This is a genomic window from Pseudomonas sp. RIT778 (assembly GCF_019718735.1).
Classification (GTDB): Bacteria; Pseudomonadota; Gammaproteobacteria; order Pseudomonadales; family Pseudomonadaceae; genus Aquipseudomonas; species Aquipseudomonas aphyarum.
In genome coordinates this window covers 277,094-300,519 of sequence record NZ_JAIHBA010000001.1, presented here as the reverse complement: position 1 = coordinate 300,519, position 23,426 = coordinate 277,094, and the positions used below count along the sequence as shown (strand labels likewise).

Annotated in this window: 22 protein-coding genes; 16 read left to right on the top strand and 6 right to left on the bottom strand. The window is 60.7% G+C overall.

From position 1 onward, the window contains the following. Window positions 1-37: 37 nt before the first annotated feature. From K5E37_RS01455 to K5E37_RS01445, 3 genes are all read right to left on the bottom strand, one after another. On the bottom strand, window positions 38-1,354 hold the full coding sequence (locus K5E37_RS01455; protein WP_085609287.1) for an MFS transporter: 1,317 nt from the start codon (window positions 1,352-1,354) through the stop codon (window positions 38-40). 235 nt (window positions 1,355-1,589) lie between these two features. Continuing rightward, entirely contained in the window at window positions 1,590-2,831 is a 1,242-nt protein-coding gene (locus K5E37_RS01450) for a transporter associated domain-containing protein (RefSeq protein ID WP_085609289.1), read from the bottom strand. 12 nt (window positions 2,832-2,843) lie between these two features. Further along, window positions 2,844-3,656 carry an inner membrane protein YpjD gene (locus K5E37_RS01445; protein WP_007954625.1) on the bottom strand — a complete coding sequence of 271 codons (813 nt, stop codon included), beginning with the start codon at window positions 3,654-3,656 and terminating at the stop codon, window positions 2,844-2,846. 209 nt (window positions 3,657-3,865) lie between these two features. Between K5E37_RS01445 and ffh the strand changes: the two genes are divergently transcribed. From ffh to K5E37_RS01415, 6 genes are all read left to right on the top strand, one after another. After that, window positions 3,866-5,242 carry a signal recognition particle protein gene (gene ffh / locus K5E37_RS01440; RefSeq protein ID WP_007954627.1) on the top strand — a complete coding sequence of 459 codons (1,377 nt, stop codon included), beginning with the start codon at window positions 3,866-3,868 and terminating at the stop codon, window positions 5,240-5,242. A 411-nt stretch (window positions 5,243-5,653) separates the two neighbouring features. After that, entirely contained in the window at window positions 5,654-5,905 is a 252-nt protein-coding gene (gene rpsP / locus K5E37_RS01435) for a 30S ribosomal protein S16 (protein ID WP_003198088.1), read from the top strand. Between the two features lie 5 nt (window positions 5,906-5,910). Next, a complete protein-coding gene (rimM, locus tag K5E37_RS01430; RefSeq protein ID WP_007954628.1) occupies window positions 5,911-6,447 on the top strand; it encodes a ribosome maturation factor RimM in 537 nt (178 codons plus the stop codon). Window positions 6,448-6,450: 3 nt separating this feature from the next. Then, the gene (gene trmD, locus K5E37_RS01425) at window positions 6,451-7,203 is read left to right on the top strand and encodes a tRNA (guanosine(37)-N1)-methyltransferase TrmD (RefSeq protein ID WP_007954629.1); all 753 of its coding nucleotides are present in this window, start codon (window positions 6,451-6,453) and stop codon (window positions 7,201-7,203) included. A gap of 45 nt (window positions 7,204-7,248) precedes the next feature. After that, window positions 7,249-7,599, top strand: coding sequence for a 50S ribosomal protein L19 (gene rplS / locus K5E37_RS01420; RefSeq protein WP_003175895.1), 351 nt, complete (start codon window positions 7,249-7,251; stop codon window positions 7,597-7,599). A gap of 90 nt (window positions 7,600-7,689) precedes the next feature. Next, the gene (locus K5E37_RS01415; protein ID WP_221532944.1) at window positions 7,690-8,103 is read left to right on the top strand and encodes an acyl-CoA thioesterase; all 414 of its coding nucleotides are present in this window, start codon (window positions 7,690-7,692) and stop codon (window positions 8,101-8,103) included. 99 nt (window positions 8,104-8,202) lie between these two features. Here K5E37_RS01415 and K5E37_RS01410 read toward each other — a convergent pair whose 3' ends face one another. Then, on the bottom strand, window positions 8,203-10,011 hold the full coding sequence (locus K5E37_RS01410; RefSeq protein ID WP_221532943.1) for a sodium:proton antiporter: 1,809 nt from the start codon (window positions 10,009-10,011) through the stop codon (window positions 8,203-8,205). A 107-nt stretch (window positions 10,012-10,118) separates the two neighbouring features. Here K5E37_RS01410 and xerD point away from each other — a divergent pair, with 107 nt between their 5' ends. The 7 genes from xerD to K5E37_RS01375 all read left to right on the top strand — a co-directional run bounded on the left by xerD (window position 10,119) and on the right by K5E37_RS01375 (window position 17,265). Beyond that, complete coding sequence (gene xerD / locus K5E37_RS01405; protein WP_085729749.1) at window positions 10,119-11,015, top strand: site-specific tyrosine recombinase XerD; 897 nt, start codon at window positions 10,119-10,121, stop codon at window positions 11,013-11,015. Window positions 11,016-11,158: 143 nt separating this feature from the next. Then, a complete protein-coding gene (gene dsbC / locus K5E37_RS01400; protein WP_007954633.1) occupies window positions 11,159-11,890 on the top strand; it encodes a bifunctional protein-disulfide isomerase/oxidoreductase DsbC in 732 nt (243 codons plus the stop codon). 132 nt (window positions 11,891-12,022) lie between these two features. Continuing rightward, window positions 12,023-13,327, top strand: a complete 1,305-nt coding sequence (locus K5E37_RS01395; protein WP_018926703.1) for a homoserine dehydrogenase — start codon at window positions 12,023-12,025, stop codon at window positions 13,325-13,327. Between the two features lie 66 nt (window positions 13,328-13,393). Next, on the top strand, window positions 13,394-14,803 hold the full coding sequence (gene thrC, locus K5E37_RS01390; protein ID WP_007954636.1) for a threonine synthase: 1,410 nt from the start codon (window positions 13,394-13,396) through the stop codon (window positions 14,801-14,803). 119 nt (window positions 14,804-14,922) lie between these two features. Further along, entirely contained in the window at window positions 14,923-16,293 is a 1,371-nt protein-coding gene (locus tag K5E37_RS01385; protein ID WP_085609147.1) for a transporter substrate-binding domain-containing protein, read from the top strand. A gap of 118 nt (window positions 16,294-16,411) precedes the next feature. Next, window positions 16,412-16,819, top strand: a complete 408-nt coding sequence (locus tag K5E37_RS01380; protein ID WP_221532942.1) for a DNA-binding protein — start codon at window positions 16,412-16,414, stop codon at window positions 16,817-16,819. Window positions 16,820-16,983: 164 nt separating this feature from the next. Next, on the top strand, window positions 16,984-17,265 hold the full coding sequence (locus tag K5E37_RS01375; protein ID WP_007954641.1) for a DUF3509 domain-containing protein: 282 nt from the start codon (window positions 16,984-16,986) through the stop codon (window positions 17,263-17,265). Between the two features lie 175 nt (window positions 17,266-17,440). Here K5E37_RS01375 and K5E37_RS01370 read toward each other — a convergent pair whose 3' ends face one another. Both K5E37_RS01370 and K5E37_RS01365 read right to left on the bottom strand, forming a co-directional pair. Next, window positions 17,441-18,334, bottom strand: a complete 894-nt coding sequence (locus K5E37_RS01370) for a TIGR02285 family protein (RefSeq protein WP_221532941.1) — start codon at window positions 18,332-18,334, stop codon at window positions 17,441-17,443. A gap of 13 nt (window positions 18,335-18,347) precedes the next feature. Then, window positions 18,348-19,547 carry a CaiB/BaiF CoA-transferase family protein gene (locus K5E37_RS01365; protein ID WP_221532940.1) on the bottom strand — a complete coding sequence of 400 codons (1,200 nt, stop codon included), beginning with the start codon at window positions 19,545-19,547 and terminating at the stop codon, window positions 18,348-18,350. A 146-nt stretch (window positions 19,548-19,693) separates the two neighbouring features. On the opposite strand from K5E37_RS01365, the gene K5E37_RS01360 reads away from it, so the two are divergent. The 3 genes from K5E37_RS01360 (at window position 19,694) to K5E37_RS01350 (ending at window position 23,338) form a co-directional block, all read left to right on the top strand. Beyond that, window positions 19,694-20,236: a YaeQ family protein gene (locus K5E37_RS01360; RefSeq protein ID WP_007954646.1), complete on the top strand. Its 543-nt coding sequence runs from the start codon at window positions 19,694-19,696 to the stop codon at window positions 20,234-20,236. 54 nt (window positions 20,237-20,290) lie between these two features. Then, window positions 20,291-22,000: a single-stranded-DNA-specific exonuclease RecJ gene (gene recJ / locus K5E37_RS01355; RefSeq protein ID WP_221532939.1), complete on the top strand. Its 1,710-nt coding sequence runs from the start codon at window positions 20,291-20,293 to the stop codon at window positions 21,998-22,000. A 231-nt stretch (window positions 22,001-22,231) separates the two neighbouring features. Continuing rightward, window positions 22,232-23,338 carry an NADH:flavin oxidoreductase/NADH oxidase gene (locus tag K5E37_RS01350; RefSeq protein WP_085609151.1) on the top strand — a complete coding sequence of 369 codons (1,107 nt, stop codon included), beginning with the start codon at window positions 22,232-22,234 and terminating at the stop codon, window positions 23,336-23,338. Window positions 23,339-23,426: the final 88 nt, after the last annotated feature.

Genomic DNA, 23,426 nt, shown 5'->3' with positions numbered 1-23,426 from the left:
TGGGAGCGAGCTTGCTCGCGAAGCTTTTGATCTAAGATCAGGCAACCTGATTCAAATCGTTATTACGCGTTTCCTTCAGGCACAGCACAGCGATCAAGCTGAGCACCGCAGCCGCAGACACATACCCGCCGACGTAACTCAAACCACCCATCGCCACCAGTTTCTGCGCAAAGAACGGCGCCGCCGAGGCTCCGACAATGCCACCGAGGTTGTAGGCCGCCGATGCACCGGTATACCGAACGTGTGTCGGAAACAGTTCCGGCAGCAGCGCGCCCATCGGGGCGAATGTCACGCCCATCAGAAACAGTTCGATGCACAGGAACAGCGCCACGCCCCAGGTCGATCCCTGAGTCAGCAGCGGCTCCATCAGAAACCCGGAGAGAATCGCCAGCACACCGCCGACGATTAGCACCGGCTTGCGCCCGTAACGGTCACTGGCCCAGGCTGACAACGGTGTCGCGGCTGCCATGAACAGTACTGCGAAGCACAGCAGTCCGAGGAATGTCTCGCGGCTATACCCCAATGTGGATACGCCGTAGCTCAGGGAGAACACGGTCGAGATGTAAAACAGCGCATAGCACACCACCATGGCGGCGGCGCCCAGCAACGTCGGTGCCCAGTACTGACTGAACAGCTCGACCAGCGGCACTTTCACTCGCTCCTGACGGGCGATGGCATTGGCGAACACCGGGGTTTCGTGGAGCTTGAGGCGCACGTACAAGCCGACCATTACCAGCGCCGCACTGAGCAGAAACGGAATCCGCCAGCCCCAGCTGCGGAATTGTTCATCATTGAGCGTCATTGCCAGCGTCAGGAACAAGCCGTTGGCAGCCAGAAAGCCAATCGAAGGGCCGAGCTGCGGGAACATGCCGAACCACGCCCGTTTGCCTTTCGGGGCATTTTCGGTCGCCAGCAGCGCTGCGCCGCCCCATTCGCCACCCAATCCCAGGCCCTGGCCGAAGCGCAGCACGCACAGCAGGATCGGCGCCCAGGCCCCGATGCTGTCGTAACCCGGCAGCACACCGATCAGCGTGGTGCAGACACCCATCAGCAGCAGCGAAGCGACCAAAGTCGATTTGCGTCCGATCCGGTCACCGAAGTGGCCGAACAGCGCCGAACCCAAAGGTCGGGCGAGGAAGGCGATGCCGAAGGTCAGGAATGCCGAGAGCATCTGCGCCGTGCCGGAGGTCTGCGGGAAGAACACCGGCCCGATCACCAGCGCGGCAGCAGTGGCGTAGACGTAGAAATCGTAGAACTCGATGGCCGTGCCGATGAAGCTCGCCGTGGCCACGCGGGTGGCGGAGTTGGTCGGTTGGGCAGGCGTGGTGTCGCTGTAAGCGGTACTGGTCGTCATGCGGTGATCCCTGACAGTCATGAGCTCCGTTGGAGCGAATTATTATGGTCGAACACCCAGGGATGTGGGATGAGGCGCGATCGCTGCTTCAGGTAGGAACAGTCGTCGGTGTGATGCGGATATTGCCGATGAACCGGCCGGATTGTGTCGGGTGCGGGGTAAGCACGCGGTTCGGCGGGGCTTGGGTAAGCACCGCGATTATAGGAAGGTGGCTAACGATTGAACAAGGGGCTGTCTAGCGGGCCGTGGCCAGCGCCGGAGCCGAAGTGGTGTGCCAGATCAGGACTTTGCTCACCCGGTTTTCCTCGGTTTCGAGAATCTCCAGGCGATAGCGGCCGATCTTCAGGCAGACCGCGCTTTCCGGGATGGTTTCCAGCGCCTCGGTCACCAGGCCATTGAGGGTCCGGGGGCCGTCGCTGGGCAGGTGCCAGCCCAGGCATTTGTTCAGCTCGCGGATCGACGCCGCGCCATCGATCACCATGCGGCCATCGGCTTGCGGGTGGATGTGCGGGTTGTCGAGGCTGTGCTCGCTTTCGAATTCGCCGACGATTTCTTCGAGAATATCTTCCAGGGTGACGATGCCGAGGACTTCGCCGTACTCGTCCACCACCATACCCAGACGCCGCTGCTGCTTGTGGAAGTTCAGCAGTTGAAGTTGCAGCGGGGTGCTTTCAGGGACGAAATACGGCTCGTAACTGGCCGCCAGCAAGGCTTCGCGGGTCAGGCTGCCATTGTCCAGCAAGTGGCGGATCTGGCGGGTGTTGAGCACCGCTTCGACCTGATTGATATCGCTGTGGAAGACCGGCAGGCGAGTACGCCGGTTCTTGCGCAATTGCTCGATGATCTCTTCGATCGGGTCGTCGAGGTTGATGCCGTCGACATCGCTGCGCGGCACCAGAATGTCATTGACCGTGATGTTGTCCAGCGCATGGATGCCTGAAACCGGGTGCGGGCGCACCGGATGATCCGGGTCGTCATGACGCTCCGTTGGCACATCATCTTCGCTCTGTTGCACCACCTGGGCCTTGCGGATGAACGGGCGCATCAGCAAACCACTGATGCGGCTGAGGAGCCAGGCAAGCGGGTAAACGACTTTCAGCGGTACTGCCAGCAGCGTATTGCCGAACGACAACACCGCATCCGGATAACGCTGGGCGAGGGCGCGAGGGAAATAGTCGGCAAAAACCAGCAGCAGGGCGCCGGCGCCGAGACAAGCCGCCCAGGGGCCGTTTTCTTCACAGAGAAAGATTGCCAGCAGGGTGGCCAGGATGACGGCCAGGGCGCGGCACAGGGTATTGCAGAGGATCAGGCTGTCGAGCGGGAAGCTGAGCTTCGCCAGCGGCTTGTCGCTGGCGCGGGAGGCGGTGCGTTGCGCGAGCAGGTGCTGTTGCGCCGCTTCGACGGCGGTAAACAGCCCCGACCAGAGAATCAGCAGGACAAATACCGCGAGCATCGGCCCTATGGGCAAACCGTCCATTTATGCCGCCCGTCAGATGTGCAGGATGTATTCACGAACCAGTTTGCTGCCGAAATACGCGAGCATCAGCAGGCAGAAACCGGCGAGGGTCCAGCGGATTGCCTTGTGCCCGCGCCAGCCGAGGCGGTTACGGCCCCACAGCAGGACGCTGAACACGATCCAGGCCAGGCAGGCCAGCAGGGTTTTATGCACCAGGTGCTGGGCAAACAGGTTCTCGACGAACAGCCAGCCGGAAATCAGCGACAGCGACAGCAAAGTCCAGCCGGCCCAGAGGAAACCGAACAACAGGCTTTCCATGGTTTGCAGGGGCGGGAAGTTCTTGATCAGCCCGGACGGGTGCTTGTGCTTGAGCTGATGATCCTGCACCAACAGCAACAAGGCCTGGAACACCGCGATGGTGAACATGCCGTAGGCGAGGATCGACAGCAGGATGTGCGCGAGGATGCCCGGTTCTTCATCGATGACCTGCACCGTGCCGGTCGGCGCAAATTGCGCCAGCAGCACCGTGATCGCACCCAGCGGGAACAGCAGCACCAGCAGGTTTTCCACCGGGATCCGCGAGCAGGCCAGCAGGGTCAGGGCGATGACAGCCGCAGCAATCAGGCTCGAGGCGCTGAAGAAGTCCAGGCCCAGGCCGATCGGCGTCAATAAATGGGTGAGCAGGCTGGCGCTGTGGGCCAGCACGGCGAGGACGCCGAGCGAGACCAGCAGGCGCTTGTTGGCCTTGGCGCCAGTGGCCAGGCGGGTGCCCTGATAGAGAGTCGCAGCGGCATAAAGAAGGGCGGCGGCGAGGGTGGTCAGCAAACTCGGTGACAAGGGGAGCATAAATCCTGTTAGGCAAGCCCGAAAGGGGCTGAGTTTGGCATAGAACCGCCATTGCACGAAAGACCGACAAGCTGACAGCAAGGTGTCCGCCAGACGCAGTCTTCGCTATAATCCGCGACCTGCCCACGCCGCAGGCTCGCCGAGCACATGTTGATTCCGGTCTGGGCCGCCATTATCCCGGTCTACACAGGGCCTGAAAGGATCGCGCAATGTTTGAAAACTTAACCGACCGTCTCTCGCAGACGCTGCGCCATGTCACCGGCAAGGCGAAGCTGACCGAGGACAATATCAAAGACACCCTGCGCGAAGTGCGCATGGCGTTGCTCGAAGCCGACGTCGCCCTGCCGGTGGTCAAGGACTTCGTCAATTCGGTCAAGGAACGCGCTGTCGGCACCGAGGTGTCGCGCAGCCTGACGCCGGGCCAGGCGTTCGTGAAGATCGTCCAGGCCGAACTCGAAAGCCTGATGGGCGCGGCCAACGAAGACTTGAACCTGAGCGCCGTGCCGCCTGCCGTCATTCTGATGGCCGGTCTGCAGGGCGCGGGTAAAACCACCACCGCCGGCAAGCTGGCGCGCTTCCTTAAAGAGCGCAAGAAGAAGTCGGTCATGGTCGTGTCGGCGGACATCTACCGTCCTGCTGCTATTAAACAGCTGGAAACCCTGGCCAACGACATCGGCGTGACGTTCTTCCCGTCCGACCTGAGCCAGAAGCCGGTCGACATCGCCAACGCGGCTATTAAAGAAGCAAAACTGAAATTCATCGACGTGGTCATCGTCGATACCGCCGGTCGTCTGCACATCGACGAAGAGATGATGGGCGAGATCAAGGCGCTGCACGCCGCGATCAATCCGGTTGAAACCCTGTTCGTGGTCGACGCCATGACCGGTCAGGACGCGGCCAACACGGCCAAGGCCTTCGGTGATGCGCTGCCGCTGACCGGTGTGATCCTGACCAAGGTCGACGGTGATGCCCGTGGCGGTGCCGCGCTGTCCGTTCGCGCAATCACCGGCAAGCCGATCAAGTTCATCGGTATGGGCGAGAAGAGCGAAGCGCTCGATCCGTTCCACCCTGAGCGTATTGCTTCGCGGATCCTCGGCATGGGCGACGTGCTCAGCCTGATCGAACAGGCTGAAGCGACCCTCGACAAGGACAAGGCCGACAAACTTGCTAAAAAGCTGAAGAAGGGCAAGGGCTTCGACCTCGAAGACTTCCGCGATCAGCTGCAACAGATGAAGAACATGGGCGGCCTCGGCGGGCTCATGGACAAACTGCCGAACATCGGTGGCGTCAATCTCTCGCAAATGGGCAATGCCCAGAACGCTGCAGAGAAGCAGTTCAAGCAGATGGAAGCCATCATCAACTCCATGACCCCGGCCGAGCGCCGCGACCCTGAGCTGATCAGCGGTTCGCGCAAGCGCCGGATCGCCATGGGTTCCGGCACCCAGGTGCAGGACATCGGTCGCTTGATCAAGCAGCACAAGCAGATGCAGAAGATGATGAAGAAGTTCTCCGCCAAGGGCGGAATGGCGAAAATGATGCGCGGCATGGGCGGTATGTTGCCCGGCGGCGGCATGCCGAAAATGTAAGGTGTCCCGTCTCACCCATTCTGCTCACTTATGGCGGCGTCTGATGCCCTCATGCTGCGTTGCCGCTCCTCGCCATAGCGGGCTATGACTCGTCGCGGCGCCTTGCTTGAGGGCATCAGCCACTCGCCAAAAGTGAGCGAAATGGATGAGGCGGGACACTAGAATCCGCGCCGGTCGTCGTACTGGCGCAGACCCTGCAAGGACGCAGGATCAACAGCAAACCCGCACTCGGCGGGAGCTGACCGGCCGTTTTGAACGACGGCCCCATATGCAAATCTGCACGGCATGCCATAGGCGCCGGAAAAAGTCATTTGCAAAAGTCCGGATATTCCTTAGAATATGCGGCCTTTCGGGCACCCATGCCCGCTGTGCATTTAGATTTGCAGCACCGACTACAGGAACGATGTTCACATGCTAACAATCCGTCTTGCCCTTGGCGGCTCCAAAAAGCGCCCGTTTTACCACCTGACCGTAACCGACTCCCGCAACCCGCGTGACGGTTCCCACAAAGAACAGGTTGGTTTCTTCAACCCTGTTGCCCGTGGTCAGGAAGTTCGTCTGTCCGTGAACCAAGAGCGCGTTGCCTACTGGCTGAGCGTTGGTGCACAGCCTTCTGAGCGTGTTGCTCAGTTGCTGAAGGAATCTGCCAAGGCTGCAGCCTGAGCAGTATGAGCGCGACGCCAGAAAAAGCTGATGACCTGATCGTTGTCGGCAAGATTTTTTCGGTTCACGGCGTTCGCGGCGAGGTGAAGGTCTTTTCCTTTACCGATCCGATTGAAAACCTGTTGAACTACCGCAACTGGACGCTTCGGCGCGAAGGCGTGGTAAAGCAGGTCGAGCTGGTCAGCGGCCGATCCACTCAAAAGGATCTGGTTGCCAAGCTCAAAGGCCTCGACGATCGCGATGAAGCACGTCTTCTGAGCGGTTACGAGATTTGCATCTCGCGAAGCCTTTTGCCCAACCTGACTGGCGACGAGTACTACTGGTACCAGTTGCAGGGTCTGAGTGTCATCAACCAGAACGAAGAATTCTTCGGCAAGGTTGATCACCTGTTGGAGACCGGCGCGAACGATGTATTGGTGGTCAAGCCCTGCGTCGGCAGCCTGGATGATCGCGAGCGGTTGTTGCCCTATACGGAGCAATGCGTGCTGGCAATCGACCTGGAAGCAGGCGTGATGAGGGTGGAATGGGACGCGGACTTCTAAGCAATGGCCAGCCTGCGCGTAGACGTCATTACGCTGTTCCCCGAGATGTTCTCGGCCATCAGTGAGTACGGCATTACCAGTCGTGCGGTCAAACAGGGGCTCTTGCAGCTGACCTGTTGGAACCCGCGGGATTACACGACGGATCGGCATCACACTGTGGACGATCGCCCGTTTGGCGGTGGTCCGGGCATGGTGATGAAGATCAAGCCTCTGGAAGATGCTCTGGTTCAGGCCAAGGCAGCAGCCGGGGAGGCGGCGAAGGTGATTTACCTGTCCCCCCAAGGCCGTCAACTGACTCAGTCGGCGGTACGCGAACTGGCGAAATCGGATGCATTGATCCTGATTGCCGGTCGCTATGAAGGCATTGACGAGCGTTTTATTGATGCTCATGTCGATGAAGAGTGGTCGATTGGTGACTATGTGTTGTCTGGCGGCGAGCTGCCGGCCATGGTCATGATCGATGCGGTTACACGACTGCTGCCCGGAGCTTTAGGGCATGCGGATTCCGCTGAGGAAGATTCCTTTACGGATGGTCTGCTGGATTGCCCGCACTACACCCGACCTGAGGTGTATGCGGATCAGCGTGTTCCCGACGTGTTGCTGAGTGGCAATCACGCGCATATCCGGCGTTGGCGTTTACAGCAGTCCCTTGGTAGGACCTATGAACGACGCGCCGATCTTCTGGAAAGCCGCTCGCTTTCTGGAGAAGAGAAGAAGCTGCTCGAGGAATACATCCGCGAGCGGGACGATAGTTAACAACGTATCGATGGTAGATCAGACGATTTACCTTAGGAGCACAGCATGACCAACAAAATCATCCTTGCACTCGAAGCAGAGCAGATGACCAAAGAAATCCCTACCTTTGCCCCGGGCGACACCATCGTCGTTCAGGTGAAAGTGAAGGAAGGCGATCGTTCCCGTCTGCAAGCGTTCGAAGGCGTTGTAATCGCCAAGCGTAACCGCGGCGTGAACAGTGCGTTCACCGTTCGTAAAATCTCCAACGGTGTTGGCGTAGAACGTACTTTCCAGACCTACTCCCCGCAGATCGACAGCATGGCTGTCAAACGTCGCGGTGACGTACGTAAAGCCAAGCTGTACTACCTGCGCGACCTGTCGGGTAAAGCAGCTCGCATCAAGGAAAAACTGGCTTAAGTCCAGCTTCCGATGCAGAAAAAAGCAGCCTACGGGCTGCTTTTTTGTTGCCCGCAATTTATCCACAGCATTCCGTTTCAGGCCTGACCCATGACCCCTCGCGAGCAAGAAATCGAACGCCGCACCGAACTCTCGGTGACCCGCGTGACCAAGGCGGTTTTCCCGCCGACCACCAACCACCACAACACCCTGTTCGGCGGCACGGCGCTGGCCTGGATGGACGAAGTGTCGTTCATCACCGCCACGCGCTTCTGCCGTTTGCCGCTGGTGACCGTGTCGACCGATCGCATCGACTTCAATCACGCGATCCCGGCGGGCTCCATCGTCGAGCTGGTCGGGCGGGTGATCAAGGTCGGCAACACCAGTCTCAAGGTCGAGGTGGAAGTGTTCGTCGAAAACATGAGCTGCGACGGTCGTGAGAAAGCCATTCACGGGCAGTTCAGCTTTGTTGCCATCGATGATGACAAGCGTCCGGTGCCAGTGCTGCCGGGTTTCGCGACCTGATTTAGCACCGAGCCGCGGCATTCGCGGGCAAGCCCGCTCCCACAGATTTTGTGTTCGACACGGACACTGTGGGAGCGGGCTTGCCCGCGATTAGATCTGTCAGGCGCTGCCATTCTCCGGCTGAATCAGCGCCACCAGCGTCCACCCCGGCCCCGGCTTTAGCACGGTTTCCGGCGACACCACATGCACCCAGCCGCTGTCATCGCGCATGAACAGCAGCGTTGCGCGGTTGCCATGCAACGCACGGTAATCGTCCCAGCCAAACCCGTCCGTCAGCGTCGTGCTGTACAGGTCGGCGCCCTGACCCAATTGGCTGGCGAGTCTGGCGTAAGTCAGCGCCTCGCTCCCCAGTTGATTGCCGCGATGTTCGAGGCTGGCGCGGTGCTTGTCGCTGCGCCGGCTTTCCTGACCGCTGGCCAGCCCGAACAACCGCTGATGGCCAAAGTCATGACGAAAGCGCATGGCTGCCAGCGTATTGAGTTCGCCCGACGGTGACAGCGCCAGCAAATGCCCCAGTCCGACCAGGTCCAGATGCGCATCGGCGTGCTGCGATGCCGGATTGCCGAAGTAGGTCGGCAAGCCATCCATGCGCGCCGCGCGGATGTTTTCCCAACTTGAATCTGTCAGCAGCACCCGGCTGCCCAGCTGTTGCAGCGACTTGCCGAGCAGGCGCGCAGGCCCGTTCGCCCCGACGATCAGGAAACCACTGGGCGCCGGCTCCGCTACTTTCAACAGACGCGCCAGTGGCCGGGCAGTCGCGCTTTGCAGCACGACGGTGCCGATGATCACGGCGAAGGTCAGCGGCACCAGCAACAGCGCACCTTCATGGCCCGCTTCATCCAGGCGAATCGCAAAGATCGCCGAGACTGCCGCCGCGACGATCCCGCGCGGGGCAATCCAGCACAGCAATGCACGCTCACGCCAACTCAGACTCGAACCGGCGGTACTCAACACCACGTTCAGCGGTCGCGCAATCAACTGGATCACCAGCAACAGAATCAGTACCAGTGGTCCGAGACCGATCAACGCGTTCAGATCCAGTCGCGCCGCCAGCAGAATGAACAGCCCGGAAATCAGCAGTACGCTGAGATTTTCCTTGAAGTGCAGGATGTGCCGCACGTCCACGCCCTTCATGTTCGCCAGCCACATGCCCATCAGCGTCACCGCCAGCAGACCGGATTCGTGCATGACCTGGTTGGCGGCGATGAAAATTCCCAGCACCGCGGCGAGCGATGCCAGATTGTGCAAATACTCCGGCAGCCATTGGCGCCGGATGATCGTGCCGAGCAGCCAGCCACCGGCGACACCGAACGCACTGCCGCAGACAATCACCCCGCCAAACGTCAGCAGGCTCTGTTCCAGGCCATGGCCTTCCGCGCGGGCAATGATGAAGCTGTAGACCACCACCGCGAGCAGCGCGCCGATCGGGTCGATTACAATCCCTTCCCAGCGCAGGATGTTGGCGATCGAAGCCTTCGGCCGCACCACGCGCAGCATCGGCACGATCACGGTCGGCCCGGTGACCAGGGTCAGACTGCCGAAGAGGATGGCGAGCAACCAGTCGAAGCCCAGCAGCCAGTGGGTCGCGACCGCAATCACGATCCAGGTCGAGAGCGCGCCAAGGGTCACCAGCCGATGCACGACGCTGCCGATCTCGCGCCACTCCGACAGGTGCAGGGTCAGGCTGCCCTCAAACAGAATCAGCGCCACCGCCAGCGACACCAGCGGCATCAGCAGCGGGCCGAACATTGCCTGCGGGTCGAGCCAGCCCAGCACGGGGCCCGCCAGAATGCCGGTCAGCAGCAGAAACAGAATCGCCGGCAGCTTCAGGCGCCAGGCGAGCCATTGGCAGCCCAGCGCGGCGGCACCGATACCACCGAAAGCCAACAGAATTTGCTGCTCGTTCATTGAAGCTCCCTGTTCCTTGAAATAGCGGGCTATGAAAGACTAGCGGCCATTTCAACCGTTCACTCTTTATTTGCGCGCAGTGCCAAGCCTGCGTGTCTTGAGCGCCCATGCCTGCCATCGACCACCCACTGATCGACCAGTTTCTCGACGCCCTCTGGCTGGAAAAAGGTCTCTCCGACAACACCCGCGACGCCTATCGCAGTGATCTCGCGCTGTTCAACGGCTGGTTGCAGGAGAAAAACCTCGAACTGATCAATGCCGGTCGCGAACTGATCCTCGATCACCTGGCCTGGCGTCTGGAACAGAACTACAAACCCCGTTCCACTGCGCGATTTCTCTCCGGTGTGCGTGGCTTTTATCGCTACCTGCTGCGGGAAAAACTGATTTCGGTCGACCCAACCTTGCGCGTGGATATGCCGCAGCTCGGTCGGCCATTGCCAAAATCCCTGTCGGAAGCCGACGTTGAAGCGCTGCTCAAGGCGCCAGACCTCAGCGAAGCCATCGGCCAGCGCGACCGCGCCATGCTCGAAGTGCTTTATGCCTGCGGGCTGCGGGTGACCGAGCTGATCAGCCTGACCCTGGAGCAGGTCAACCTGCGTCAGGGCGTGTTGCGGGTCATGGGCAAGGGTAGCAAGGAGCGCCTTGTACCGATGGGCGAGGAAGCGATTGTCTGGGTCGAGCGCTATCTGCGCGATGGCCGCGGCGAGTTGCTGGGCGGGCGCCCCAGTGATGTGCTGTTCCCCAGCCAGCGCGGCGAACAGATGACTCGGCAGACCTTCTGGCACCGCATCAAGCATCAGGCCAAGGTCGCCGGCATTGGTAAATCGCTGTCGCCGCACACCTTGCGTCACGCGTTTGCCACACACTTGCTCAACCATGGCGCCGACTTGCGGGTGGTGCAGATGCTGTTGGGCCACAGCGACCTGTCGACCACGCAGATCTACACTCACGTCGCCCGGGCGCGTTTGCAGGATCTGCATGCCAAACATCACCCGCGCGGCTGAGCGCCATTTGTCTTGCGACAGGCGCATTCGGCCACGGGAGCCTTATGTGGTAGGCTTTGCCGGTTTGCACGATGGGCGGTTATGACCCGGTGTTCCGGCACGGGCGTTCTGATCGTTCCATTTGCCCGCCTTCAGGAGTTCTCATGCGTCTGACCCAGATTTTCGCCGCCGCAGCCATTGCGTTGGTCAGCACCTTTGCCGTCGCCGATGACGCGGCCGACAAAGCGATTCGCCAAAGCCTGGAAAACCTCCAGCTCGATGTGCCGGTGGACACCATCACCGCCAGCCCGCTGCCGGGCCTGTATGAAGTCAAGCTCAAGGGCAGCCGCGTGCTCTACGCCAGCGCCGACGGCCAGTACATCGTTCAGGGCTACATGTTCCAGCTCAAGGACGGCAAACCGGTCAACCTGACCGAGAAGACCGAGCGCCTGGGCATTTCCAAACTGATCAATGCGATCCCGGTGGCCGAGACCGTGGTTTACCCGGCCGTGGGCGAAACCAAATCGCACATCACCGTGTTCACCGACACCACGTGCCCGTACTGCCACAAGCTGCACGCCGAAGTGCCCGAGCTGAACAAGCGCGGCATCGAAGTGCGTTACGTGGCGTTCCCGCGTCAGGGCCTGGGCTCGCCGGGTGACGAGCAACTGCAAGCCGTGTGGTGCTCGAAAGACAAGAAAGCCGCCATGGACAAAATGGTCGATGGCAAGGAAATCAAGGCCGCCAAGTGCGAGAACCCGGTTTCCAAGCAGTTCGCCCTCGGTCAGTCGATCGGCGTGAACGGCACACCGGCCATCGTTTTGGCCGACGGACAAGTCATTCCGGGCTACCAGCCTGCGCCACAAGTCGCCAAACTGGCGCTGGGCGCGAAGTAATTCGCATCGTCATGCTCAGGCGTTGACGAGCGTGGTCCGGCGGCAGGATTGCCGGGCCATCAACAGAGAGCCGCGAACCTGCGGTTGTTTTCACGGCCGGCCTCGTGTCGGCCGTTTTATGGGGAGTTCACAGTGAAACCGGTCAAAGTAGGCATCTGTGGGTTAGGGACCGTCGGTGGCGGAACCTTCAACGTACTTCAGCGCAACGCCGAGGAAATTGCTCGTCGTGCCGGGCGTGGAATCGAAGTGGCACAAATTGCCATGCGCACGCCAAAGCCTCAGTTCCAGACGACCGGTATTGCGATTACCAACGATGTCTTCGAAGTGGCCACGAACCCTGAGATCGACATCGTCATAGAGCTGATGGGCGGCTACACCGTTGCCCGCGAGCTGGTACTCAAGGCCATCGAGAATGGCAAGCATGTGGTCACCGCGAACAAGGCTCTGATTGCCGTTCACGGTAATGAAATTTTCGCCAAGGCACGCGAGAAAGGCGTGATCGTGGCATTCGAAGCGGCGGTAGCCGGCGGCATTCCGGTGATCAAGGCGATCCGTGAAGGCCTGTCCGCCAACCGTATCAACTGGGTCGCCGGGATCATCAACGGCACCGGTAACTTCATCCTCACCGAAATGCGCGAGAAGGGTCGCACCTTCGAAGACGTGCTGGCCGAGGCTCAAGCGCTGGGCTACGCCGAAGCCGATCCGACGTTCGACGTCGAAGGTATCGACGCCGCGCACAAGCTGACGATCCTGGCTTCGATCGCATTCGGTATCCCGCTGCAGTTCGACAAGGCTTACACCGAGGGCATCACCAAGCTGACCACCGCCGACGTGAACTACGCTGAAGCGCTGGGCTACCGCATCAAGCACCTGGGCGTTGCACGCAGCACCGCCGCCGGTATCGAGCTGCGCGTACACCCGACGCTGATCCCGGCTGATCGTCTGATCGCCAACGTCAACGGCGTGATGAACGCGGTGATGGTCAACGGTGACGCTGCCGGTTCGACCCTGTTCTACGGCGCCGGCGCCGGCATGGAGCCAACTGCTTCGTCGGTGATCGCGGATCTGGTGGACGTGGTTCGCGCCATGACCTCCGACCCGGAGAACCGCGTGCCGCACCTGGCCTTCCAGCCGGACTCGCTGTCGGCCCATCCGATCCTGCCGATCGAAGCCTGCGAAAGCGCCTACTACCTGCGCATCCAGGCCAAGGACCACCCGGGCGTACTCGCTCAGGTGGCGAGCATCCTCTCGGAGCGCGGTATCAACATCGAGTCGATCATGCAGAAGGAAGTCGAGGAACACGACGGCCTGGTGCCGATGATCCTGCTGACCCACCGCGTGCTGGAGCAGCACATCAACGATGCGATCGCCGCCCTCGAAGCGCTGGCGGGCGTGGTCGGTCCGGTTGTGCGGATCCGCGTCGAGCACTTGAACTAAGCCGATCTCCTTCACCGGTCCCGCCAGCGGGGCCGGTGTCGTGAACACTGTCCATTGGAGTCAGTCATGCGTTACATCAGTACCCGCGGCCAGGCACCGGCCCTGAATTTCGAAGACGTCCTGCTGGCTGGTCTCGCCACCGACGGCGGTCTGTACGTCCCGGAAAACCTGCCACGTTTCACCCAGGAAGAAATCGCTTCCTGGGCCGGCCTGCCGTATCACGAGCTGGCTTTTCGCGTCATGCGCCCGTTCGTTACCGGCAGCATTCCGGACGCCGATTTCAAAAAGATTCTTGAAGAAACCTACGGTGTGTTCGCCCACAACGCCGTGGCGCCGCTGCGTCAGCTGAACGGCAACGAATGGGTGCTGGAGCTGTTCCACGGCCCGACCCTGGCGTTCAAGGACTTCGCCCTGCAACTGCTCGGTCGCCTGCTCGACTACGTGCTGGAAAAGCGCGGCGAGCGCGTTGTCATCGTCGGCGCCACCTCCGGTGACACCGGTTCGGCCGCCATCGAAGGCTGCAAGCACTGCGAAAACGTCGACATCTTCATCCTGCACCCGCACAACCGTGTGTCCGAAGTGCAGCGTCGGCAGATGACCACCATCCTCGGTGAGAACATCCACAACATCGCCATCGAAGGCAACTTCGATGACTGCCAGGAAATGGTCAAGGCCAGCTTCGCCGACCAGAGCTTCCTCAAGGGCACCCGTCTGGTGGCAGTGAACTCGATCAACTGGGCGCGGATCATGGCCCAGATCGTTTACTACTTCCACGCAGCGCTGCAATTGGGCGGCCCCGCGCGTTCGGTGTCGTTCTCGGTGCCGACCGGCAACTTCGGCGACATCTTCGCCGGTTACCTGGCGCGCAACATGGGCCTGCCGATCAACCAGTTGATCGTCGCCACCAACCGCAACGACATCCTGCACCGCTTCATGAGCGGCAACCAGTACGTCAAGGAAACCCTGCACGCCACGCTGTCGCCGTCGATGGACATCATGGTCTCGTCGAACTTCGAACGCCTGCTGTTCGACCTGCACGGTCGCAACGGCGCGGCGATTGCCGGCCTGATGGATTCGTTCAAGCAGGGCGGCGGCTTCAGCGTCGAACAGGAACGCTGGACCGAGGCACGCAAACTGTTCGACTCGCTGGCTGTGGACGATGCGCAAACCTGCGAAACCATCGCCGAAGTCTACGAGCAGACCGGTGAAGTGCTGGATCCGCACACCGCCATCGGCGTCAAAGCCGCTCGCGAATGCCGCCGCAGCCTGGACATCCCGATGGTGATTCTGGGCACGGCGCATCCAGTCAAGTTCCCGGACGCGGTGGAGAAAGCCGGTGTAGGAAAAGCTCTCGAACTACCTGCACATCTTTCTGATTTGTTTGAGAGAGAAGAGCGCTGCACTGTGCTGGCGAACGAGCTCAAAGCCGTGCAAGCCTTTGTCAGCCAGCATGGCAACCGCGGCAAGCCTCTTTAAGCCCGCAAAGCTGTCACATTTTGAAGCCCGTCTCCTGACGGGCTTTCTTGTTTTTGCATGCCACACTGCGCGCGTTTCGCCCACCAAGGACGGGCGAGTCGATGACGAAGGATGTGGCAATGCGGTTTTTTTCAGGATTGAAACCAGCTCTGTGCTGGTTGTTTTTATTGGGTTGCTTCGGGTTGTCGCAGTGGATCGAAGCAGCCCATCTGACGAAGCATTCCGATGCGCTGGAGGCGGTTCAGCCCATCGAGCTGAATGAGCATGAGCGTCAGTGGATTCGAGATAACCCACGGGTGACCGTCGCCTCGGTGCAATACCCGTTGTATCTGTTTCAGGACGAGCATGGCCAGTGGAGCGGCTTGAACAACGATGTACTCAAGCACATCAGCGCCATGACCGGATTGCAGTTCGTCCATCAGGAGTCGTTTTCCACCGACCACATGCTGGAACGACTCCAGAGTGGCGTGGCCGACATCAGCACGACGTTGGCAATGAACGACGAGCGCAAGGCGTTTCTGGAGTTCAGTCACGCGTTTGGCGGTGCCGGGTGGGTGTTCGTCGGTCATTCGGGCGAGCCGGCAATACGGTCGCTCGAGATGCTGGCCAAGCGAGTCCTGGTGCTGCCGGCCCGACATGCGCTGGAGGACAGCATTCGACGTGACTACCCGTCGATCGAGATCCGCTCGGTCAAGACCTATGCCGAGGCTCGGGCGCTGGTCGAAAGTGGCGAGGCTTACGCCACCATCGAAAACGAGATCGGCGCTCAGCTGTTTCCCTCCGGCCTGCTCAGGGTCGGTGGTCTCGTCGAGGGCAAGTGGGAGGCCGACCATCTGGCGGTACGTAAGGGGCTACCCGAGCTTGTGAGCATCCTCAACAAAGCCTTGGGCGCTTTCTCGGCGGCCGAACTGCGTGCCATGCGCCTGAAGTGGCTGGACGGAGTCTCACCTGCGCCGGCACCGTCGTTCCGCGCTCGGCTGATCGAGTGGGGATGCTGGGGGATGGGGGCACTCGGGGTGTTAGGCCTGCTTTCGCTGCTATGGAATCGTCGACTCGCTACCGAAATAAAACAGCGCAGGGAGGCTGAAAAGGGCCTGGGTGATCAACTGGCCTTTCAACACGCATTGATCGATGCGATGCCTGACCCTGTGTTCGTTCGCGATCTGCAGGGCCGGTTGATCATGTGCAACCGCAGTTATGAAGATGCGCTGTCGGTCCGGCTGGAGCAGGTGCAGGGCCGGATGCTGTTCGAATTCGATGCACTGCCACAGGCCACGGCATTGATGCTGCATGACGAATTCATGGCGCAACTGGGTACGCGTAAAACACGCTTCAGCAAGCGGCAACTGATGTTCAAGAGCGGGCCCCGTCAGATCTATCAATGGACGGTGCCGTTTTACAGTGTCGATGGAAAACTGCGCGGCCTGCTCGGGGGCTGGACGGACATCACCGAGCGGCGGAAGGAGAGCGGGTGTCGATGTCTGCATTAAAGATGGGAAAAGTCCTATAAAACGCGGCTACTTTTCTGATGGGAGGCTTAGGACGAACACCCTAGAGTGACAAGCCACTGCGGCGTGAATCCGCGATTGTCGTTCCAGAGGTCGTCCCATGCGCTCGCTCAAGATCCTGATTCTCGAACCCAACCCGTTCCAGTTGATGGCGTTGCACCAGATGCTCAACGCCATCGGTATCTACGATGTGCTGACCGCACCGTCGCTGGGTTCGGCAAAGCGTTCACTGGAGCGCCGCGGGGCCGTCGACATCGCCGTGTGCAATCCACAGTTGCAGAGCGGCGACGGGTTGGCGCTGATCCGGCATCTGGCCGACCGGCAAGCAGCGCGGGCACTGATTATGGTGGGGGCTGTGGCGCCCGCCATGCTGGATGATCTGGAAACCCTGCTGGGCGAGCACCGGATCACCTTGCTGGGGCGTCTGCACACGCCGGTCTCGGCGGTATTGATGAGGGCGTTGCTGGACACCTACATGACCATCCCCCGGCATTGCGTCGACGCTTGACCCCCATGGTTATTTTTCTGTCATCTTCACCATGCATGCTCCGATAGGCCGGTGACGCTCCGGGAGAGGCCGGCGACGAGCAGAACTTTCCTCTCGGGCCGGTGGTCATTTACTGTGAACACGCCCCAGACACTGTGTTTTCGGACTATTGAGTGGAGATCGAGATGGAAAGTATCAGTCTATTGCTCGGTGAGGCTCTGAGCCCGTATCAGGTGACGTTGACCCCTCGCGGTCGCCACGGCGAATGCCTGGTGACCTTGAAGAACGGCAGCGGCGCGATCGTGGTGGAGCGCGAATTCAATCAGGCGCAATTGAGCGACAAGCGCCAACTGACGGATGTGGTCGACGGCCTGCACCGTGACATCCTGATTGCCGAAGGCCGGCTGGAACCCTGTGTGATCGCCGCGTTGCGAAACGCAGCCCTCGACAAGCACCCGTCCCTCTGAAAACTGATTTTTCAATTGTGGGAACCTTCCTGCATCCCGATCAGTCAGACCCCGTAACAGCAGGATCAAGCATTGTGCTCCGGTGCTTGTCGCTTGCTGCTACGGGTCTTTGATACAGACCACGTTTAACCCCGAGTCGTCTCCCCACTTCTCGGGGTTTCTTTTTGTCCGGATTTCACTGCGCGGCTTGCTGCTCGAAGAAAATCCGCGCCTCTTCCAGGTAGTCTTGGCGCCGCTCGGGGTCGAGCCAGTCGGCGTAGAGCTGGTTGAGGTGGTCGTGAGGCAGGGTGCGCAACAGTTGGTTGATCTCCGTGATCGCCTGCCGGCCCGCCGTGGTGTCGGTGCAGCCGACATGGCCCGACAGGTACTTGCCCGTGCCGCGAATCGGGAAGAACAGCAGTTCGTCCTCGGCGATCTCGGCCTGGCGCGCCTGGTAACGGATTTCCGGCCAGTAACCCAGCACCACCTGCAAACGCCCCAGACGCTGCATCGACAGCAGGCTGCTGAGCGCATCGTTGCCGTAGTGGGGCGTCAGCGCGCCGGTTGGTGCCTTATGCAGCAATGTATCGATGTACTCGCCATAACTGCGTTCCGCCACCACTCCGACTTTTCGCTCGCCGTTCGCCAGAAACGCCGACAGATCGACTTCGTCCTCGACCAGAAACGGCTCCAGCACTTCGCGATCTCTCTGACGCACCACCAGACCATTGCTGACCGCGCGAAACGCAGGGATGGAGAACGCGATCCACTGTGCCCGTTCCTTGTTCCAGATCAGCGACGGGTCGCAGGCGAAGGGATGCTCATGAAGCATTTGAATGCCGCGGGCGCGATTGACCCGCATCAAGGTGTGGTCGTATTGCGGCATGCCGGCAATCAGCATCGGCATCAATTGATCGATAACGCCCTGGCCCTTTTTCGGGCCTTCGAAGATCGTCAGCGGCGGCAGGTCGCGCAACAGCCAGATCAACGTCGGTTTGGCCTGCGCCCACGCCGGCAGCACCAGCAGAAATAGCAGGCCGAACAACCGCCAGGTCCACCAATGGTGGGCGCGGTTCGTGGCCGAGGGCATCAGGCGCTTCAGCTCAGATGGCTCCGTCTTCGCGCAGCCGGGCGATCTGCTTCTCGTCGTAGCCAAGATCGTGGAGTACCTGCGCATTGTGTTCACCGAGCTGCGGTCCGACCCATTCGGACGTGCCGGGTGTATCAGAGAGTTTCGGCACGATGCCCGGCATCTTGAAGGGTTTGCCGTCCGGCAGTTTGGCGTGCAGGAACATTTCCCGGGCCAGGTACTGCGGATCGTTGAACATGTCTTCGGCACTGAATATCCGGCTGGCGGGCACTTCGGCCTGGTTCAGCAGATCCAGCACGGTTTGCAGCGGCAGCGAATTCACCCAGCGGTCGATCACCCCATACAACTCGTCACGACGGCTGTCGCGCCCGTCATTGCTGGCCAGCGCCGGGTCATTGGCCAGATCTTCACGGCCGATGATCAGCATGAAGCGCTTGAAGATCGCATCGCCGTTGGCGCCGATTTGCACGTGTTTGCCGTCGGCGCTGGTGTGGATCGAGGAGGGTGTGATGCCCGGCATAATGTTGCCGGTGCGCTCGCGAATGAAGCCGAACACATCGAACTCCGGCACCATGCTTTCCATCATGGCGAAGATCGCTTCGTACAACGCCACATCCACCACCTGGCCGAGACCGCCGTTGACCTCGCGATGACGCAGGGCCATCAACGCACCGATCACCCCCCACAAAGCCGCAATCGAATCGCCAATGGAAATCCCGGTGCGCACCGGCGGCCGGTCTTCGAAACCGGTGATGTAACGCAGGCCGCCCATGGATTCGCCGACTGCGCCAAACCCAGGCTGATCTTTCATCGGTCCGGTCTGGCCGAAACCGGACAGGCGCACCATCACCAGTTTCGGGTTCAGTGCGTGCAGGGTTTCCCAGCTCAGGCCCAGTTTTTCCAGGACGCCGGGGCGGAAGTTCTCGATCAGGATGTCGGCTTCGCCCAGCAGTTTTTTCAGGATCGCCAGGCCATCGGAGTGTTTCAGGTTCAGCGTCAGGGACTTTTTGTTGCGTGCCTGGACGAACCACCACAGCGAGGTGCCTTCGTACAACTTGCGCCATTTGCGCAGCGGATCCCCGCCGTCCGGCGACTCGATCTTGATCACTTCGGCGCCGAATTCGCCGCAGATGCGCGAAGCAAACGGCCCGGCAATCAAAGTACCCAATTCAATGACTTTCAGACCGCTGAGCGGTTTGTTGGCGAACGGCATGCGAGATCCTGTAGGACAAGGCTGAGCAGATACAGCGTTTTAACATAGCCGGCTGTCAGTCGCGCAAGGTTGATCGCCATCAATTCGTGGATTGCCTACAGCATCGGTTAGACTTGCCGACTTTCCTCGTATCAAGAAGCCCGTTCATGGCCCAGCCGTCCACTACCTACAAATTCGAACTGAACCTCACCGATCTCGACCGCAGCGTCTACGAGAACGTGAAGCAGACCATCGCCCGTCACCCTTCGGAAACCGAAGAACGCATGACCGTACGCCTGTTGGCCTACGCGCTCTGGTACAACGAGCAACTGTCGTTCGGTCGTGGTCTGTCGGACGTGGATGAACCTGCGCTATGGGAAAAGAGCCTGGATGACCGCGTTCTGCACTGGATCGAAGTCGGCCAGCCAGATGCGGATCGCCTGACCTGGTGCTCCCGTCGCACCGAGCGTACCAGCCTGCTGGCCTACGGCAGCCTGCGTGTCTGGGAAGGCAAGGTGATTCCGGCGATCAAAAACCTGAAGAACGTCAACATTGCCGCTGTTCCTCAGGAAGTGCTGGAAACCCTGGCCCAGGACATGCCTCGCGTCATCAAGTGGGACGTGATGATTAGCGAAGGTACGATCTTCGTCACCGACGATCGCGGTCAGCACGAAGTCCAGCTCACCTGGCTGCAAGGCGAGCGCGGCTAAATCCGCGTTACTCCCGAAAAATCCCACGTATTCAAGAGAAGCTTCTGTCACCCCATGCGTATCGATCCTCGCCCGTTGCCCGCCACTCTGCCGTTTCTCGGTGAACTGCCACCGCTACTGACCCGCCTGTATGCGGCGCGGGGCGTGCAGTCCGAGGCGGAGCTGGACAAGAGCCTGGCGCGGCTGATTCCGTTCCAGCAGCTCAAAGGGATCGATGCGGCGGTGGACCTTCTGGTGACGGCGCTGGAGCAGCGTCAGCGGATCCTGATCGTCGGCGACTTCGACGCCGACGGCGCGACGGCCAGCACCGTGGGCGTGCTCGGTTTGCGCTTGTTGGGCGCGGCGCACGTCGATTATCTGGTGCCGAACCGTTTCGAATACGGCTACGGCCTGACCCCGGAAATCGTCGAAGTCGCGATGACCCGCGAGCCGCAACTGTTGATCACCGTCGACAACGGTATTTCCAGCGTGGAAGGTGTGGCGGCTGCGAAACGTCACGGTCTGAAGGTCTTGATCACCGACCACCACTTGCCCGGCGATGAACTGCCGCAAGCCGATGCGCTAGTCAATCCGAACCAGCCCGGCTGCGAGTTCCCGAGCAAGGCGCTGGCCGGGGTCGGGGTGATTTTCTATGTGTTGATGGCGTTGCGCGCACGCCTGCGCAGCCTCGGCTGGTACGAGAGCAAGCCACAACCGAACATCGGCGAACTGCTGGATCTGGTGGCGCTGGGCAGCGTCGCCGACGTGGTGCCGCTGGATGCCAACAACCGGATTCTGGTGCACCAGGGCCTGGAACGAATTCGCGCCGGACGTGCGCGGCCGGGGATCAAGGCGATCCTTGAAGTGGCCAAGCGAGAGGCTTCGCGCATCACGTCTACCGACCTCGGTTTCATCGTCGGCCCGCGCCTGAACGCGGCGGGGCGTCTGGATGACATGAGCCTGGGCATCGAATGCCTGCTGACCCACGACGCTGCGCAGGCCCGGGAAATGGCCGCGCAACTGGACGGCATGAACCAGGATCGCAAATCCATCGAGCAGGGCATGCAGCGTGAGGCGCTGGCTCAGCTCAAGGACTTGCCGGTCGAGTCGATGCCGTTCGGGTTGTGCCTGTTCGATCCGGAATGGCATCAGGGTGTCATCGGTATTCTGGCGTCGCGGATGAAGGAGCGTTATTTCCGCCCGACCATCGCCTTCGCCGATGCCGGTGACGGTTTGCTAAAGGGCTCGGGGCGTTCGGTTCAGGGTTTCCACATCCGTGACGCGCTGAGCGTGGTCGCGGCGCAGCATCCGGATCTGATCAGCAAGTACGGCGGCCACGCGATGGCGGCCGGTCTGACCTTGCCGCAGGAGAATTTTCCATTGTTTGCCGAGGCCTTCGACGCCGAGGTGCGTAGGCAGCTTCGCGAAGAAGACCTGACCGGGCGCCTGCTGTCGGACGGCACGCTGGCAGTCGAGGAATTTCATCTGGAACTGGCCCGGGCCCTGCGTCACGCCGGGCCGTGGGGGCAGCATTTTCCCGAGCCGCTGTTTCACGGTGTGTTCCAGTTGGTCGAGCAGCGGGTGGTTGGCGAGCGGCACCTGAAAGTGGTGCTGAAAACCGAATGCGGTTCGGTGAAACTCGACGGTATCGCCTTCGGGATTGATCGCGATATCTGGCCGAACCCGACGATCAAATGGGTCGAACTGGCCTACAAACTCGATCTCAACGAGTTTCGCGGCAATGAGACCGTGCAGTTGATGATTGCCCACATCGAACCGCGTTAAGGGCTTAGCGCCCCTCTATTAAGGGGCGCAGTAGCCTTCAATTGTCCTGTTTCATTTCTGAACCCTCCCTCATCCCCGGATGTCGACTAGGCTCTAAGCACTGCTTGATTGGCCTTGTGACGTCTTGTCGAATTTTTTGCCCGCGGGGGCGGGTGCTGCACCTTTTTCCTGTCACTCGTCGACTTTTCAAACAGAACCCTGGAGCCTGCCCACTGATTTGAGAGGTGCCCCATGAGTCTGCTGCTTGAACCCTTTACCCTTCGCCAACTGACCCTGTCCAACCGCATCGCCGTGTCGCCCATGTGCCAGTACTCCAGCGTCGATGGCCTGGCCAACGACTGGCATCTGGTGCACCTCGGCAGCCGTGCCGTGGGGGGCGCTGGCCTGGTATTTACCGAAGCCACGGCGATCACGGCCGACGGGCGGATCACCGCCGAAGACCTGGGCCTGTGGAACGACGAACAGATCGCACCGCTGCAACGCATCACCCGTTTCATCAACGCGCAGGGCGCAGTGGCCGGCATTCAACTGGCCCACGCCGGGCGCAAGGCCAGCACCCATCGGCCGTGGATCGGCAAGCATGGCAGCGTCAAACCGGATGACGGCGGCTGGACGCCGGTGGGTCCTTCGCCGATTGCCTTTGACCCCCAACACACTCAACCGAAACAGCTGGATGAGAGCCAGATCGCCCAAGTCATTCAGGATTTCGTGGCCGCAGCCAAACGCGCGCTGACCGCCGGTTTCAGTGTGGTCGAGGTGCATGCGGCGCACGGTTATCTGTTGCACCAGTTTCTGTCGCCACTGAGTAATCAGCGCCGCGATCAATACGGTGGTTCGTTCGAAAATCGCATTCGTCTGGTGCTGCAAGTGACCGAGGCGGTACGCGCGGTGTGGCCGGAAGAACTGCCGGTGTTTGTGCGCCTGTCGGCCACCGATTGGGTTGAAGACGGGTGGAACCCCGATGAAACCGTGGAGCTTGCGCGACGCCTGAAAGCCTTGGGGGCCGACCTGATCGACGTGTCATCGGGCGGCACGGCAGTCAACGCTGAAATCCCCGTGGGGCCGGGTTATCAGACGCGTTTCGCCGAACGGGTGCGCAAGGAGTCAGGCATCGCCACCGGCACCGTGGGAATGATTACCGAGCCGGCCCAGGCCGAGCACATCCTGCGGACCTGTCAGGCCGACATCATCTTCCTCGCCCGCGAGCTGCTGCGTGATCCGTATTGGCCGCTGCATGCCGACGATGACCTGGGCGGACGCAAAGCGGTGTGGCCGGCGCAGTATCAACGTGCGACTCATCGGGATCAGCCGATTCACGAGTCTGATCTGCGGGATTGATTCCGACCGCTCGCAAAGCCTATAAAACCCGCCATTGAACCGGCGGGTTTTTTCTTGCCTGTCGTTTGGAATCGCAAAGGAATGGATC

Bases quoted from the DNA above. Each gene is read 5' to 3' on its own strand.
- K5E37_RS01455 (WP_085609287.1), bottom strand. From the start codon at position 1,354: ATGACGACCAGTACCGCTTACAGCGACACCACGCCTGCCCAACCGACC.
- K5E37_RS01450 (WP_085609289.1), bottom strand. From the start codon at position 2,831: ATGGACGGTTTGCCCATAGGGCCGATGCTCGCGGTATTTGTCCTGCTG.
- K5E37_RS01445 (WP_007954625.1), bottom strand. From the start codon at position 3,656: ATGCTCCCCTTGTCACCGAGTTTGCTGACCACCCTCGCCGCCGCCCTT.
- ffh (WP_007954627.1), top strand. From the start codon at position 3,866: ATGTTTGAAAACTTAACCGACCGTCTCTCGCAGACGCTGCGCCATGTC.
- rpsP (WP_003198088.1), top strand. From the start codon at position 5,654: ATGCTAACAATCCGTCTTGCCCTTGGCGGCTCCAAAAAGCGCCCGTTT.
- rimM (WP_007954628.1), top strand. From the start codon at position 5,911: ATGAGCGCGACGCCAGAAAAAGCTGATGACCTGATCGTTGTCGGCAAG.
- trmD (WP_007954629.1), top strand. From the start codon at position 6,451: ATGGCCAGCCTGCGCGTAGACGTCATTACGCTGTTCCCCGAGATGTTC.
- rplS (WP_003175895.1), top strand. From the start codon at position 7,249: ATGACCAACAAAATCATCCTTGCACTCGAAGCAGAGCAGATGACCAAA.
- K5E37_RS01415 (WP_221532944.1), top strand. From the start codon at position 7,690: ATGACCCCTCGCGAGCAAGAAATCGAACGCCGCACCGAACTCTCGGTG.
- K5E37_RS01410 (WP_221532943.1), bottom strand. From the start codon at position 10,011: ATGAACGAGCAGCAAATTCTGTTGGCTTTCGGTGGTATCGGTGCCGCC.
- xerD (WP_085729749.1), top strand. From the start codon at position 10,119: ATGCCTGCCATCGACCACCCACTGATCGACCAGTTTCTCGACGCCCTC.
- dsbC (WP_007954633.1), top strand. From the start codon at position 11,159: ATGCGTCTGACCCAGATTTTCGCCGCCGCAGCCATTGCGTTGGTCAGC.
- thrC (WP_007954636.1), top strand. From the start codon at position 13,394: ATGCGTTACATCAGTACCCGCGGCCAGGCACCGGCCCTGAATTTCGAA.
- K5E37_RS01385 (WP_085609147.1), top strand. From the start codon at position 14,923: ATGCGGTTTTTTTCAGGATTGAAACCAGCTCTGTGCTGGTTGTTTTTA.
- K5E37_RS01380 (WP_221532942.1), top strand. From the start codon at position 16,412: ATGCGCTCGCTCAAGATCCTGATTCTCGAACCCAACCCGTTCCAGTTG.
- K5E37_RS01375 (WP_007954641.1), top strand. From the start codon at position 16,984: ATGGAAAGTATCAGTCTATTGCTCGGTGAGGCTCTGAGCCCGTATCAG.
- K5E37_RS01370 (WP_221532941.1), bottom strand. From the start codon at position 18,334: ATGCCCTCGGCCACGAACCGCGCCCACCATTGGTGGACCTGGCGGTTG.
- K5E37_RS01365 (WP_221532940.1), bottom strand. From the start codon at position 19,547: ATGCCGTTCGCCAACAAACCGCTCAGCGGTCTGAAAGTCATTGAATTG.
- K5E37_RS01360 (WP_007954646.1), top strand. From the start codon at position 19,694: ATGGCCCAGCCGTCCACTACCTACAAATTCGAACTGAACCTCACCGAT.
- recJ (WP_221532939.1), top strand. From the start codon at position 20,291: ATGCGTATCGATCCTCGCCCGTTGCCCGCCACTCTGCCGTTTCTCGGT.
- K5E37_RS01350 (WP_085609151.1), top strand. From the start codon at position 22,232: ATGAGTCTGCTGCTTGAACCCTTTACCCTTCGCCAACTGACCCTGTCC.